Origin of the sequence: Shinella sp. SUS2, assembly GCF_001262505.1 — a bacterium.
GTDB lineage: Bacteria > Pseudomonadota > Alphaproteobacteria > Rhizobiales > Rhizobiaceae > Shinella.
Genome location: NZ_KQ410742.1, coordinates 17,543 through 31,455 on the forward strand (window position 1 = coordinate 17,543; position 13,913 = coordinate 31,455).

Sequence of the window (13,913 nt, forward strand, 5' to 3'; positions counted from 1 at the left end):
TCAAAGCGGAACGCCGTGCTCGGCCGCAAAGTCAGTAAGGATCTGGCGGACCGAGGCCGTCGGCCTGGTATCGTCGAGCGCCGGTGTCAGCACCGCTTCGAGTTTCGCCGCATCCAGCGACAACAGCATCGACTTGACCGGGCCGATCGCTGCCGGCGACATCGAGACCGAGCGGAAGCCGATGCCAAGCAGCGCCATGGCCGAGATCGGCTTGCTCGCCATTTCCCCACACAACGTCACCAACGTGTCGTTGCGCAGGCCGGCGCGCACGATATCGCGCAGGATTCGCAGGAACGGCCGGCCGAGCGTGTCGAACCGATCGGAGACGCGGGCATTGCCACGGTCGACCGCCATGGCGAACTGGAAGAGATCGTTCGAGCCGACAGAGACGAAATCGACCTCCGCCATCAACTCATCGAGCTGCCAGAGCAATGCCGGCACTTCCAGCATGGCGCCGAACTGCAGCTTCTTCGGCAACTGCTCGCCGATCTTCGACTGGCGCTGGATTTCCTTCTGCAAGAGGTCGCGGACCTCCTTCAATTCGGAAACCTCGGTCACCATCGGCAGCATCAGCCGGAGGTCGGCGCCCGCCGCAGCGCGCAGCATGGCACGCAGCTGGGTGCGCAGCAGGCCCGGCCGGTCGAGCGACAGGCGGATGGCCCGCCAGCCGAGCGCCGGGTTTTCTTCCTCCGCCGCGCGGAAATAAGGCACCACCTTGTCGCCGCCGATATCGAGCGTGCGGAACGTCACCGGCCGACCGCCGGCATGTTTCAGCACGTTGCGATAGAATGACTCCTGCTCCTCGGCCTTCGGCATGGTCGAGGCGATCATGAACTGAAGCTCGGTGCGGAAAAGGCCAATGCCGGATGCGCCGGATTCATTGAGATGCGGCAGGTCGACGAGCAGACCCGCATTCATCTGGAGATTGATCGCGCGGCCGTCCTTCGTGACGGGCTCGACAGCGCGCAGCGCCCGGTACTGCTCCTGCCTGCGGGCGCGGAAGCGCACCTTTTCCTCATAGGAGCGCTGGAGGTCCGGCAGCGGTCGCAGATGCACCCGCCCGTCGTCACCATCGATGATGATCGGATCGCCGTTTTCCGCCAACGCCACGGCACCCGCCGCCTGGCCGACCACCGGAATGCCCATGGCGCGCGCGACGATCACCACATGGCTGGTGACGGCGCCCTCCTCGAGCACCAGGCCGCGCACGTTCTCCCGCGGATAATCGAGTAGTTCCGCGGCCCCCATGGCGCGCGCAACGACGATCGCATCATTCGGGAAGCTGCTGGCCGAGAGTTTCGCACCATAGCCGGTAAGCTGGCGCAGAAGCCGGTTGGCGAGATCGTCGAAATCGTGCATGCGCTCGCGCAGGTACGGGTCCGTCAGGCGGATCATGCGCGCCTTGGTCTCGCTCTGCACGCGCTCGACCGCCGCTTCCGCGGTCAGGCCGTTGCGGATCGCCTCTTCGAGCTTCCTCACCCAGCCGCGGTCATGCGCAAACATGCGATAGGTTTCCAGCACCTCGCGGTGCTCGCCCTCCATCGACACCTCGCGGCGCGACAGCATGTCGTCGATGGAAATGCGCAAGGACCCCAGCGCTTCGGCGAGGCGACCGAGCTCGTGTTCGGAATCCTCGTTCAAAAGGTTCGTGACGACGATGCGCGGCTCGTGCAGCACGACATAACCGAGACCGATACCCTCACCGAAGCTCGCCCCTTCGATCGCGACGGGGCGGGACAGGTCCAGCTCGAGGCCGGGCTTGGTGAGCTTCTTCAGCTCGCCGGTCGCCACCATTTCCGCAATCACCATCGCCGTCGTTTCGAGCGCCTCCACCTCGTCTTCGCGGTAGGTGCGGCTCGCCCTGTTCTGCACGACAAGCACGCCGAGCGCCCTGCCGGTGCGCAAGATAGGAACGCCGAGGAAGGAGTGGTAGATCTCTTCGCCCGTTTCCGGCAGGTATGTGAAGGCGGGATGGGATTGCGCGTCAGAAAGGTTCAGGGGCCGCGCGGACGCGGCAATCGTGCCGACGAGGCCCTGGCCCATCTTGAGCTGGGCAAGGTGGACGGCACCGGGATTGAGACCTTCGGTCGCATAGAGTTCGAGCACGCCATCGGAGCGCAGCACGTAGACGGAACACACTTCCGCGACCATGTTCTGCGCGATCTGGCGCACGATCTGGTCAAGGCGCTCCTGCGGCTCAAGCGGCTCCGCCATGAGTTCGCGCAGCCGCTTGAGAAGAACGCGCGGACCCGCGGAGAGGTCTCTCATCGCGTGGCGTCTCCCGAAAATGACGTTACTCCGCCGGCGCGGGCTACGCCGGCGATCCCATGGATCGGCGCCGAGTCGGCCGGTCCTTACTTCTTATCGAGACCGTAGACGGAATGCAAAGTCCGAACGGCGAGTTCAACATAAGGACCGTCGATCAGGATGGAAATCTTGATCTCGGACGTTGTGATCGCCTTGATGTTGATGCCCTTCTCGGCGAGCGCGCGGAAAGCCGAGGCGGCAACGCCCGCATGGCTGCGCATGCCGATGCCGATGACGGAAACCTTGACCAGGCCCGTCTCGTGCTGGATCACGTCGAAGCCGACCTTCTCCTTGGCGCCGTCGAGAACCTTGAGCGCCTTCTCCACATCGCCGAACGGAACGGTGAAGGTCATATCGGTCTTCGAGCCGTCCTCGGAAATGTTCTGGACGATCATGTCGACATTGATATGCGCCTCGGCGAGCGGACCGAAGATCGCGGCCGACACACCCGGCCGGTCGGCGACGCGGCGGAGCGAGATCTGCGCTTCATCCTTGGCATAGGCGATGCCGGTTACGACTTCCTGTTCCACGATCTCATCCTCATCACAAATCAACGTACCGGGCGGGTTCAGAAGATCGCCCATGCCCGGCGCATCGGGATCCTCGAAAGAGGAACGAACGAAGGTGCGTACCTTGTGCACCATGGCAAGCTCGACCGAGCGCACCTGCAGAACCTTCGCCCCGAGCGAGGCCATTTCGAGCATTTCCTCGAAGGCAATCTTCTTGAGGCGGCGGGCCTTCGGCTCGATGCGCGGATCCGTCGTGTAGACGCCGTCGACGTCGGTGTAGATATCGCAGCGATCCGCCTTTACGGCAGCGGCAATGGCGACGGCCGACGTGTCCGAACCGCCGCGGCCGAGCGTCGCGACGCGGTTGTCCGGGCCGAGGCCCTGGAAGCCGGCGACGACAGCGACCTGGCCGGTACCCATGCGGCGAATGATTTCCGCGCCTTCGATGTCGAGGATGCGGGCAGCGCCGTGGGCGTTGTCGGTCTTGATCGGGATCTGCCAGCCCTGCCAGGATCGGGCATCGATGCCCATCGACTGGAGTGCGATAGCAAGAAGGCCGGCGGTGACGAGTTCACCGGAGGCGACGATCGCGTCATATTCGCGCGCGTCGTAGAAGGGCGAGTTGGCACCCGTGACCTTCGGCATGTTCTGCACCCAGGCGACGAGCTCGTTCGTCTTGCCGGACATGGCCGAAACGACGACCGCGACCTCATGGCCGGCATCGACCTCACGTTTCACGTGGCGGGCTACATTGTGGATACGGTCGAGGTCAGCGACGGACGTTCCGCCGAATTTCATCACGATGCGTGCCATGAGTGTATACCGCTATTCCAAATAATCGCGCGAGCGCGCGGGAGAAACCGCGGGGTCTCTTAGCGGAAGACCCCGCGCTGCGCAATGCATGGAATCCGGCAAACGGTCTTTCGTAGATCTAAGCCTTGCGGCCGATCCGGTAGACGAAGGCAGGCGGAACGTTGCGCAGCGTGCCCCCGATCCGGACAGCGGAGAGGCCAAGCCTGTCGAGCACGGCGCGCGGCACTGGGCAGCGGAGGCCATACGTGAACTGATAGAGCGAAGCCCCCTCGCCAAGCCGCGCGAAGGTGCCGGCAAGGATTGCAAAAACCTTCTCCGGCCGCATGGAGAGCAGCGGCAGGCCGCTGATCGCCGCACCCGCGGGCATGGGGCAGAACCGCGCGATGCGCGCCGCATCCGTGCAGGCGATCTGCGCCTTCGGGAAGCGCTGCTGCAGCAGCGCCGCGAATTCCACCCCCATTTCGACGAGGACGATGTCCTCCTCCGCAACACCGCGTCGCAGCAGCGCCCGCGTGAAGACGCCCGTTCCGGGCCCAAGCTCGATGACCCGGCCGGTCTGCGGCCCGATCTCCCGCACGATGAGATCCGCCAATGCCTTGCCGGACGGCGTGGCCGAGGCGACCCGCAGCGGATCGCGCATCCAGGCGCGGAAGAAATGATAGGCGTCCATCGTCAGGGCGGTCATTGCTGGTGCTCCACAACAGAAGGAAAGATGAGGCCGGTAAGGTCTTCCGACAACCGCCACAGCCGCGCGGCAAGGGCGGGATCGGTCGCGGGAGGCAGCGGATGCACATGCGAGGGCGCACCGCGCATCTCGCGAAACCCATCCGGGCCGATGAACTCGCCGCCGCGAAGACCAGCAGCCGTTGCCGCATGGAGCTGGTTCAGCACACCCTGCTCTGCATTCTGCGCGAGGAATCGGTTGCCGATGCGCATGAAAAGACGCAGCGCGCCGGATGTCGCATTGGTCTGGAGATTGGTGTTGGAGTAACCGGGATGGGCGAGCACGCTGAGGAGCGGCAAGCAGGCCGCCTTGAGCCGGCGATCGAGCTCCAGCGCGAAAAGTACGTTGGCAAGCTTCGACTGGGCGTAGAAGGCGAGGCGGCCATAGGTTTTCTCGCCCTTGATATCCTCAAAATGGATGCGGCCGCGGCGATGCAGCTCGGAACTGACGGTGACGACGCGTGCACCGGGCGCCGCAGAAAGCAGCGGCAGCAGGTGTAGCGTCAGTGCAAAATGGGCAAGGTGATTGACGCCGAACTGGGTCTCGTGGCCCTGCCGCGTCAATCCGCGCGGCGGCATCATGACACCGGCATTGTTGACGAGGAGATCGACTGGCCGGCCCTCGGCGGCGAGCCAGTCAGCAAAGGCCGCGACATTGGCGAGATCGGCAAGATCGAGCCGGCGGAGCACGACCTTGGCACCGGGAAGCTCGGCGCGAAGGCGGGTCAGCGCCCGCTCCCCCCGGTCCGAATCCCGCGCGGTCATCACCACGTCGGCGCCCCTCCTCGCAAGCTCCCGAACGGTCAGGAAACCGAGGCCGCTATTGGCGCCGGTCACCACGGCAAGGCGACCGGCCTGATCCGGCATCTGCGAAAGGGTCCATGGTTCCCGCCTCGTCTCGGCGATTGCCACATCGGCTACACGCACTATGATACCTCGCAGAAATCTGAACAGTGTTTACATTGTGCTAGCGCACAATCTTTACACTGTAAAGATGACATATCTGCGAGGCCTGCCATGAACGAGAAAAAAACTGCCGAGCGCGGCTACCATCACGGCGACCTGCGCGACGCGCTGATCCGCGCCGCCGACGAACTCCTTGCCGAACGCGACCTCGAAGGGTTCACTTTGCGCGAAACGGCCCGGCGGGCCGGGGTTTCACCCGCCGCACCCTCGCACCATTTCGGTGGCGCCGCCGGCCTTCTCACCGAAGTTGCCGCCCTCGGCTGGGCGGAGCTTGCGCGCCGTCTGGCGACTGCCGGCGAAACCGGCAGCACAGCCGAGCGCCTCAAGGCCCAGGGCGTCGCCTATGTGCGCTTTGCCGTGGATTTTCCCGGACGCTTCCACCTGATGTTCCGCCACGACATGCTGCTGCACGACCAGCCCTCGCTCGACCAGGCGACAGGAGCAGCCTGGAATGCGCTCGCGCGAACCGTGCTCGCCCTGCGCGGCCAGAAGGAAGGCGAGGAACTCGATGCCGAGGGCGAGGCCGTGCTGATCGGCATCTGGTCGACGGCGCACGGCTTTGCCCACCTGACGCTCGACAAGAAGCTTTCCCGCATTGCCGAATGCGCCAGCGAGACGGACATGCTGGATACGCTCTTCCCCTCCATCATCGATACGCTCTGGGTGAAACGGCTCGGCTGAACGAAAAGGCCCGCACACCTTTCGGCACGCGGGCAAAGGGGATCGGATGATACGGCACGTCCGGCAGGGCCGCATCGCGACCGTGCCGGAAACGCCAGAAAGGATAGGCCGCGGGCAAAAAGATCGCCCGCGGCCGGTTCGCCTTACTTCTGCCAGCTCTTGACGAGTTCGTCGTAGTTGACCGTGAGCGGCTTTTCCTTCTCGTTCTCGATCTTCAGCTGCGGCGCAAGGTTGCCCTTCGCGACGGCATCCTTGTTCCAGTATTCGAGATCGTGCTCTTCGGCGAGCTTCGGACCCATGTCGCCCATGACGCCGGCGCGCTCAAGGCGCTCCAGCACCTTTTCCTGCTCGGCGCAGAGCGAATCCATGGCTTCCTGCGCGGTCTTGGCACCCGAGGATGCATCGCCGATCGCCTGCCACCACAGCTGTGCCAGCTTCGGGTAGTCCGGGATGTTCGTGCCGGTCGGCGACCACTGAACGCGGGCCGGCGAACGATAGAACTCGATGAGACCGCCAAGCTTCGGCGCCCGCTCCGTGAAGGAGTTGTGGGCGATCGAGGATTCGCGGATCAACGTCAGGCCGACATGGCTCTTCTTGACGTCGACCGTCTTGGAGACAACGAACTGCGCATAGAGCCAGGCGGCCTTGGCGCGATCGTCAGGCGTCGACTTCAAGAGCGTCCAGGAACCCACATCCTGGTAGCCGAGCTTCATGCCGTCCTTCCAGTAGACGCCATGGGGCGACGGGGCAAAGCGCCACTTCGGGGTACCGTCCGCATTGACGACCGGCAGGCCCTCCTTCACGAAATCGGCGGTGAACGCCGTATAGGTGAACATCTGCTGGGCGACTTCACCCTGCGAGGGAACCGGACCGGATTCGGAGAAGGTCATGCCGCCGGCTGCTGCCGGTGCGTAGGCCTTCAGCCAATCGAGGTACTTCTGGATGGCGTAGACGGAAGCCGGACCGTTGGTGTCACCACCGCGGGCAACGCACGAGCCGACCGGACGGGAGTTCTCATCGACCTTGACGCCCCATTCGTCGACGGGCTTGCCGTTCGGAATGCCCTTGTCGCCGTTGCCGGCCATCGAGAGCCAGGCGTCGGTAAAGCGCCAGCCAAGCGACGGGTCCTTCTTGCCGTAGTCCATGTGGCCATAGACCTTCTTGCCGTCGATCTCGCGGCCGGTGAAGAACTCGGCGATGTCCTCGTAAGCGGACCAGTTGACCGGAACGCCGAGATCGTAGCCATACTTCGCCTTGAAGTCCGCCTTGTTCTTCTCGTCGTTGAACCAGTCGTAGCGGAACCAGTAGAGGTTCGCGAACTGCTGGTCGGGCAGCTGGTAGAGCTTGCCGTCAGGCGCGGTCGTGAAGGACTTGCCGATGAAGTCATCAAGGTCGAGCGTCGGGTTGGTGACGTCCTTGCCCTCGTTCGCCATGAAATCGGTCAGCGAGCGGGCCTGCTGGTAGCGCCAATGGGTGCCGATCAGGTCCGAGTCGTTGACATAGGCGTCGTAGATGTTCTCGCCCGACTGCATCTGCGTCTGGAGCTTTTCGATGACGTCGCCTTCGCCGATCAGGTCGTGGGTGATCTTGATGCCGGTGATGGCGGTGAAGGCCGGCGCAAGGACCTTCGATTCGTATTCATGCGTGGTGATCGTTTCGGAGACGACCTTGATCTCCATGCCGGCGAACGGCTTTGCCGCATCGACGAACCACTGCATTTCCGCTTCCTGGCCGGCACGGTCGAGCGTGGACAGGTCGCCGATTTCCGCATCGAGGAATTTCTTCGCGGCATCCATGTCCGCGAATGCGGAGCCGGTAAACGCCAGCAGCATGACTGCCGTCGTCGTCAGAAGTTGCTTTCGCATATTGATCCTCCCTTGGGGTTTTGCGATTGCATCTGCGAAGGCCCCTATCTCCCCGGGGCCCCCATTTTCTTTGCCTAGACGAAGCGGAAAACGCCGATGGCGTAGACCACAGACAAGGCAAGAGCCCACCACAGGTTGGGGCCGACGAGCCCCAGCCATGCGAGATGAATGAACGCCGAGCCGAGCAGCGACACGAAGAGCCGGTCGCCGCGGGTCGTCTCGAAGCGCAGGATGCCGACGCGCGGGGATCCACCCGGGCGGGCATATTCCCACACCGCCATCAGCGCGATCAGCGTGAAGATCGTCAGGAAGAACATGGCCGTCGGGAACGACCAGGCCATCCAGCCGCCCGGAATGAGCGAGGCGAACCAGTCGCGTGCGCCGTCCTTGACGGGGATCGCCATGACAAGGAGGCCGGTGAGGACGGCGTAGGTGGCAAGCACGGCGGCAAGCGCCACCGGCCAGCGGTTGGTGCGGCTTACGACAGCGGCCATCAGACCCTCCCCAGGGCAAAGCCCTTGGCGATATAATTGCGGACGAAATAGATGACGAGCGCGCCGGGAATGATGGTCAGAACCCCGGCGGCAGCGAGCACGCCCCAGTCCATGCCGGAAGCCGAAACCGTACGCGTCATCGTGGCGGCGATCGGCTTGGCGTCCGTCGTCGTCAAGGTGCGGGCAATCAGCAGCTCGACCCAGGAGAACATGAAGCAGAAGAAGGCGGCGACGCCGATGCCCGATGCGATCAGCGGCACGAAGATCTTGGCGAAGAATTTCGGGAACGAGTAGCCGTCGATATAGGCGGTCTCGTCGATTTCCTTCGGCACGCCGGACATGAAGCCTTCAAGAATCCAGACGGCGAGCGGCACGTTGAACAGGCAGTGCGCGATGGCAACGGCGATATGCGTGTCGATCAGGCCGAAGGCGGAATAGAGCTGGAAGAACGGCAGCGCGAAAACGGCGGGCGGCGCCATACGGTTGGTCAGCAGCCAGAAGAACAGGTGCTTGTCGCCGAGGAAGCGGTAACGCGAGAAGGCGTAGGCCGCCGGCAGCGCCACGGCGACCGAAATGACCGTGTTCAAGACCACGTAGATGATCGAGTTGAGATAGCCGTTGTACCAGGCCGGATCGGTAAAAATGACCGCGTAGTTCCGGAGCGTCGGCGACTGGGGCCAGAGCGAGAAGGCGCCGGTGATTTCCTGGTTCGTCTTGAAGCTCATGTTGACGAGCCAGTAGATCGGCAGCATCAGGAAGACGATGTAGAGCGTCGGCACGAGCCAGGAGAGGCTGCGCTTCGAGCCGGCCCCGGCCTTTGCACCGGCACTGGTTGTGGCGCTTGCCTGGATGGAGCTTGCAGTGGTTGCCTGTGAGGTCATGGTTTCCTCCCTCACGCCTGTTCGTCGCTGCTGGTCATGACCGTGTAGAAGATCCACGACAGCAGCAGGATGATCAGGAAGTAGATGATGGACATGGCCGCGGCCGGGCCGAGGTCGAACTGGCCGATCGCCATCTTGACGAGGTCGATCGACAGGAAGGTCGTCGAGTTGCCCGGGCCGCCGCCGGTGACGACGAAGGGCTCCGTATAGATCATGAAACTATCCATGAAGCGCAGCAGGAAGGCGATCAAAAGGACGCGCTTCATCTTGGGCAGCTGGATGTAGCGGAACACGGCCCAGCGCGACGCGCCGTCGATCTTGGCCGCCTGGTAGTAGGCCTCCGGGATCGAGACGAGGCCGGCATAGCACAGGAGCACGACAAGGCTCGTCCAGTGCCAGACGTCCATGACGATCAGCGTCAGCCAGGCGTCGAAGACGTTGTTGACGTAGTTGTAGCTGATGCCGAGCGCATCGAGCGTGCGGCCGAGCAGGCCGATATCGACGCGGCCGAAAACCTGCCAGATCGTGCCGACGACGTTCCACGGAATGAGCAGCGGCAGCGCCATCAGCACGAGGCAGACCGGTACGCCAAGCCCCTTCTTGGGCATGTTGAGCGCAATCAGGATGCCGAGCGGGATCTCGATGGACAGGATGATGCCGGAGAACAGCAGGTTGCGGCCGAGCGCCTGCCAGAAACGATCGGATTCCAGCACGTCGGAAAACCAGCCGACGCCGTTCCAGAAGAACTGGTTGTTGCCGAACGTGTCCTGAACCGAATAGTTCACCACCGTCATCAGCGGGATCACCGCCGAGAAGGCGACGAGCAGCAGGACCGGCAGGACCATGAACCAGGCCTTGTTGTTCCAGGTCTTGTTCATCGTCAGCCCTCCCTGCCGACACGCCACGAATCGGCATAGATGTTGATGGCCGCAGGATCGAAGGACACGCGCGGCTCGGCCGGGATTTCCCCGTCTTCAGGGACGACGATGGCGATCGGCTTGCCGGCAAATTCGGCACGCACGATCTTCTGCCGGCCGATATCCTCGACCTTGCTGATCGAAACCGGCATGCCGTCCCGCGACAACGAAATGAACTCCGGACGGATGCCGAGTTCGGTTTTTGCACCAGCAGCGACCTGCGGCTTGTAGTCGAGGTCAAGCGTCTGTTCACCGACCTTGATGCTGCTGCCGTCGATGACGGCCGGCAGCACATTCATGCCCGGCGAGCCGATGAAGTAACCGACGAAAGTGTGGCTCGGCTTCTCGAAAAGCTCGGCCGGCGTGCCGATCTGCACGATCTGGCCGTCATACATGACGACCACCTTGTCGGCGAAGGTCAGCGCCTCGGTCTGGTCGTGCGTGACATAGACCATGGTAAAGCCGAACTGCCGGTGCAGCTTTTTCAGCTGCGAGCGCAGCACCCATTTCATGTGCGGGTCGATGACGGTCAGCGGCTCGTCGAAGAGGATCGCGTTGACGTCGTTGCGCACGAGGCCACGGCCGAGCGAGATCTTCTGCTTCTGGTCTGCGGTAAGGCCGCGCGCGGTCTTCTTCGCCCAGCCGGCGAGATCGATCATTTCCAGAATTTCGCGCACGCGGCGGTCGACTTCGGGCTCCGCAACGCCGCGATTGCGCAGCGGAAAGGCCAGATTGTCGTAGACCGTCATCGTGTCGTAGATGACCGGGAACTGGAAGACCTGCGCGATGTTGCGCTGCTGCGTCGAGAGGTACGTGACATCCTTGCCATCGAACAGGATGCGTCCCTCCGACGGCTGCAACAGGCCGGAGATGATGTTGAGCAGCGTGGTCTTGCCGCAACCCGAAGGGCCGAGCAGCGCGTAGGCGCCACCGTCGTTCCACTCGTGATGGACTTCCTTCAGGGAGTAGTCCGCCTCGGACTTCGGCTTTTCGCCGTAGGCATGACGGATATGGTCAAGGGTAATGCGTGCCATGGTCTCCTCCTCAGGCCGCCGCGGCCGCAGGTTCCGCGATCGCCCTGCCATCCGTGCCGAACGCCATCAGGTGGCGCGTGTCGACATGGACGGCGATGACCGCGTCCGGCTCGATGTCGTGGATGCCCGGCGAGAGCATGACCCAGCGGCTGCCCTCGAACTCGATGTGAATGAAGCTTTCCGAGCCGGCGATTTCCGAGATCGCCGTGCGCACCTGAAGGCTTGCAGATGCCGGATGCTGGCTGGTGAGCGCCAGGTGATGGGGATGGAAAGCGATGGTGCAGGGGCCATCCGGCAGGGCGGAAAGATGCGCCGGCACCGGCAGCACGGACTTGCCGCCGATCTCGAACCGGTCGCCGGTCTTCAGCACCTGCATCGTGTTGAGCGGCGGGTCTGCGAAGGTACGGGCGGTCAGAAGATCGTTCGGGCGGCGATAGACGTCGATGGTGCGACCGAACTGGGTGATGCGACCTTCCGCGAGTGCCGCCGTGTTGCCGCCGAGAAGTAGCGCCTCGGAGGGCTCCGTCGTCGCATAGACGAAGATCGCGCCGGAGGCGGCGAAGATTTTCGGCAGTTCGAGGCGCAATTCCTCGCGCAGCTTGTAATCGAGGTTGGCGAGCGGCTCGTCGAGCAGCACGAGGCTGGCATTCTTGACGATGGCGCGGGCAAGCGCCGTGCGCTGCTGCTGGCCGCCGGAGAGGTTGAGCGGCGTGCGGTCGAGATACGGCGTCAGCTTCAGAAGATCCGCCGCCTTGCGCACTTCCCGATCGATCGTCGCCGTATCCGCACCCTTGATGCGCATCGGCGAGGCGATGTTCTCATAGACGGTCAGCGCCGGGTAGTTGATGAACTGCTGATAGACCATGGCGACGCCACGATCCTGCACGCGCACGCCCGTCACGTCCTTGCCATCGAACCAGACGGAACCGGATGTCGGCTTGTCGAGGCCGGCCATCAGCCGCATCAACGAGGTCTTGCCCGACAGCGTCGGGCCGAGCAGCACGTTGAGCGAGCCGCGCTCGAGCACGAGGTTGGTCGGATGGATGTGCGTTTCCGCCCCCGCCACCTTCGTGATGTTCTTAAGTTCCAGCATTCCTGTCTCCGTCGTTCCTCCCAGCCACCGGAAAAGGCCGCTAGTGGGGGGCCGCCTGTGCGACCGCCATGTACTCTTCCAGCGCGGCCGCTTCGTCAGCCGTCAGATGCAATCCGCGTTTGGTCCGCCGCCACAGCACGTCCTCGGCATGCCGGGCCCACTCTTCCGTCATCAGCCAGCGCACTTCGCGCTCATAGAGATCGCTGCCGAAATGCCGCCCGAGGTCGTCGATCCCTTTCGCACCATCCAGCATCACCGACGCCCGCGTGCCGTAAAGCCGCACGAGCCGGCGGGCATGGGCCGGAGTGAGGAAGGCGAACCGCGCGGAAAGCGCCTTCACCTCGGCATCGAACCCGTCGGCCTTGAAATCACCGCCGGGCAGGCGCGAGCCGGCCGTCCAGCGATCCCCCTTCACGCCGATCGCATCCCCGATCTTTTCCAGCGCCGATTCGGCGAGACGCCGGTAGGTGGTGAGCTTGCCGCCGAAGATGTTGAGCAACGGTGCCTGACCATCGCTGCCCTCGACCTTCAGTACGTAGTCGCGTGTCGCTTCCTGCGCCTTGCTGGCGCCGTCGTCGAAGAGCGGACGCACGCCGGAATAGGTCCAGACAATGTCGTTCCGCGTTACGGGTTCGGCGAAATACTCGCTCGCCGAGGCGCAAAGATAATCGATTTCCGCGTCGCTGATGCGAACATCTCGGGGATCGCCCTGATAGTCCCGGTCGGTCGTGCCGATCAGCGTGAATTCTTCCTGGTAGGGAATGGCGAACATGATACGCCCGTCCGGGTTCTGGAAGAAGTAGGCGCGCGGATCGGAGAACTTCTTCTTCACGACGACGTGGCTGCCCTGCACGAGGCGGACATTGTGCACGTCGTTGCGACCGAAGGCAGAGGAGAGAACCTTGTCGACCCAGGGACCTGCCGCATTGACCAGCATGCGCGCGCGGACGGTTTCACGCGCCCCCGTCTCGACATTCTCCGTCTCGACATTCCAGTGGCCGTTTTCGCGGCGGGCAGTGACGACCTTCGTGCCGGTGCGGATATCCGCACCGCGATCGGCAGCATCGCGGGCATTCAGGACAACGAGGCGCGCATCGTCCACCCAGCCGTCGGAATATTCGAAAGCCTTGCGGAAGAGTTTCTTCAGCGGCCCGCCCGCCGGGTCCTTCGCTAGGTCGAGCGTGCGGGTGGCCGGCAAAAGCTTGCGCCCGCCAATATAGTCATAAAGGAACAGGCCGAGGCGGATGAGCCAGGCGGGACGCAGACCGCCCTTCTGGAAAGGCAGCACGAAACGCATCGGCCAGATGACGTGCGGCGCCATGGCCCAGAGCACTTCGCGCTCCATCAGCGCCTCGCGCACCAGACGGAACTCGTAGTGTTCGAGATAGCGCAGGCCGCCATGGATGAGTTTGGTGGAGGCCGAGGACGTGCCCGACGCGAAATCCTTCATCTCGGCAAGCACGACCGAATATCCACGGCCCGCCGCATCGCGTGCGATGCCGCAGCCATTGATGCCGCCACCGATAACGAAAATATCGCGGATCACGTCGCCGTTCAAAGTCCCCTCCCATTTCGCATCGCACAAATTTGCGCAGTTGCGAAAGCCAGTGGAGTTAAAACGAAAACATTT

12 protein-coding genes are annotated in these 13,913 nt (G+C 63.5%); 1 reads left to right on the forward strand and 11 read right to left on the reverse strand.

The window, feature by feature from the left end; genetic code table 11:
- From ptsP to AKG11_RS26300, 4 genes are all read right to left on the reverse strand, one after another.
- The gene (gene ptsP / locus AKG11_RS26285; RefSeq protein ID WP_050746067.1) at positions 1-2,268 is read right to left on the reverse strand and encodes a phosphoenolpyruvate--protein phosphotransferase; all 2,268 of its coding nucleotides are present in this window, start codon (positions 2,266-2,268) and stop codon (positions 1-3) included.
- Positions 2,269-2,354: 86 nt separating this feature from the next.
- Positions 2,355-3,629, reverse strand: coding sequence for an aspartate kinase (locus tag AKG11_RS26290; RefSeq protein ID WP_023513159.1), 1,275 nt, complete (start codon positions 3,627-3,629; stop codon positions 2,355-2,357).
- A gap of 118 nt (positions 3,630-3,747) precedes the next feature.
- A complete protein-coding gene (locus AKG11_RS26295) occupies positions 3,748-4,314 on the reverse strand; it encodes a class I SAM-dependent methyltransferase (protein WP_050746068.1) in 567 nt (188 codons plus the stop codon).
- Complete coding sequence (locus tag AKG11_RS26300) at positions 4,311-5,279, reverse strand: oxidoreductase (protein WP_245290248.1); 969 nt, start codon at positions 5,277-5,279, stop codon at positions 4,311-4,313. Before AKG11_RS26300 ends, AKG11_RS26295 begins: the two co-directional genes overlap by 4 nt.
- A gap of 90 nt (positions 5,280-5,369) precedes the next feature.
- On the opposite strand from AKG11_RS26300, the gene AKG11_RS26305 reads away from it, so the two are divergent.
- Positions 5,370-5,999, forward strand: a complete 630-nt coding sequence (locus tag AKG11_RS26305) for a TetR/AcrR family transcriptional regulator (RefSeq protein ID WP_050746070.1) — start codon at positions 5,370-5,372, stop codon at positions 5,997-5,999.
- Positions 6,000-6,142: 143 nt separating this feature from the next.
- On the opposite strand, the gene AKG11_RS26310 is transcribed toward AKG11_RS26305, so the two are convergent.
- From AKG11_RS26310 to glpD, 7 genes are all read right to left on the reverse strand, one after another.
- Positions 6,143-7,864 (reverse strand): ABC transporter substrate-binding protein, encoded by a 1,722-nt coding sequence (locus AKG11_RS26310; protein WP_024271115.1) that lies wholly within the window; start codon positions 7,862-7,864, stop codon positions 6,143-6,145.
- 74 nt (positions 7,865-7,938) lie between these two features.
- The gene (locus tag AKG11_RS26315) at positions 7,939-8,358 is read right to left on the reverse strand and encodes a DUF2160 domain-containing protein (RefSeq protein WP_023512854.1); all 420 of its coding nucleotides are present in this window, start codon (positions 8,356-8,358) and stop codon (positions 7,939-7,941) included.
- Positions 8,358-9,239, reverse strand: coding sequence for a carbohydrate ABC transporter permease (locus AKG11_RS26320; RefSeq protein ID WP_023512855.1), 882 nt, complete (start codon positions 9,237-9,239; stop codon positions 8,358-8,360). Before AKG11_RS26320 ends, AKG11_RS26315 begins: the two co-directional genes overlap by 1 nt.
- A gap of 11 nt (positions 9,240-9,250) precedes the next feature.
- Entirely contained in the window at positions 9,251-10,117 is an 867-nt protein-coding gene (locus AKG11_RS26325) for a carbohydrate ABC transporter permease (RefSeq protein ID WP_023512856.1), read from the reverse strand.
- A gap of 2 nt (positions 10,118-10,119) precedes the next feature.
- Positions 10,120-11,190 carry an ABC transporter ATP-binding protein gene (locus AKG11_RS26330; protein ID WP_050746071.1) on the reverse strand — a complete coding sequence of 357 codons (1,071 nt, stop codon included), beginning with the start codon at positions 11,188-11,190 and terminating at the stop codon, positions 10,120-10,122.
- Positions 11,191-11,200: 10 nt separating this feature from the next.
- Positions 11,201-12,283 carry an ABC transporter ATP-binding protein gene (locus tag AKG11_RS26335; protein ID WP_050746072.1) on the reverse strand — a complete coding sequence of 361 codons (1,083 nt, stop codon included), beginning with the start codon at positions 12,281-12,283 and terminating at the stop codon, positions 11,201-11,203.
- A gap of 40 nt (positions 12,284-12,323) precedes the next feature.
- Complete coding sequence (gene glpD, locus AKG11_RS26340) at positions 12,324-13,841, reverse strand: glycerol-3-phosphate dehydrogenase (RefSeq protein WP_023512859.1); 1,518 nt, start codon at positions 13,839-13,841, stop codon at positions 12,324-12,326.
- Positions 13,842-13,913: the final 72 nt, after the last annotated feature.

Excerpts from the sequence above, each read along its gene's own strand:
- ptsP (WP_050746067.1), bottom strand. The coding sequence starts at position 2,268 with ATGAGAGACCTCTCCGCGGGTCCGCGCGTTCTTCTCAAGCGGCTGCGC.
- AKG11_RS26290 (WP_023513159.1), bottom strand. The coding sequence starts at position 3,629 with ATGGCACGCATCGTGATGAAATTCGGCGGAACGTCCGTCGCTGACCTC.
- AKG11_RS26295 (WP_050746068.1), bottom strand. The coding sequence starts at position 4,314 with ATGACCGCCCTGACGATGGACGCCTATCATTTCTTCCGCGCCTGGATG.
- AKG11_RS26305 (WP_050746070.1), top strand. The coding sequence starts at position 5,370 with ATGAACGAGAAAAAAACTGCCGAGCGCGGCTACCATCACGGCGACCTG.
- AKG11_RS26310 (WP_024271115.1), bottom strand. The coding sequence starts at position 7,864 with ATGCGAAAGCAACTTCTGACGACGACGGCAGTCATGCTGCTGGCGTTT.
- AKG11_RS26315 (WP_023512854.1), bottom strand. The coding sequence starts at position 8,358 with ATGGCCGCTGTCGTAAGCCGCACCAACCGCTGGCCGGTGGCGCTTGCC.
- AKG11_RS26320 (WP_023512855.1), bottom strand. The coding sequence starts at position 9,239 with ATGACCTCACAGGCAACCACTGCAAGCTCCATCCAGGCAAGCGCCACA.
- AKG11_RS26325 (WP_023512856.1), bottom strand. The coding sequence starts at position 10,117 with ATGAACAAGACCTGGAACAACAAGGCCTGGTTCATGGTCCTGCCGGTC.
- AKG11_RS26330 (WP_050746071.1), bottom strand. The coding sequence starts at position 11,190 with ATGGCACGCATTACCCTTGACCATATCCGTCATGCCTACGGCGAAAAG.
- AKG11_RS26335 (WP_050746072.1), bottom strand. The coding sequence starts at position 12,283 with ATGCTGGAACTTAAGAACATCACGAAGGTGGCGGGGGCGGAAACGCAC.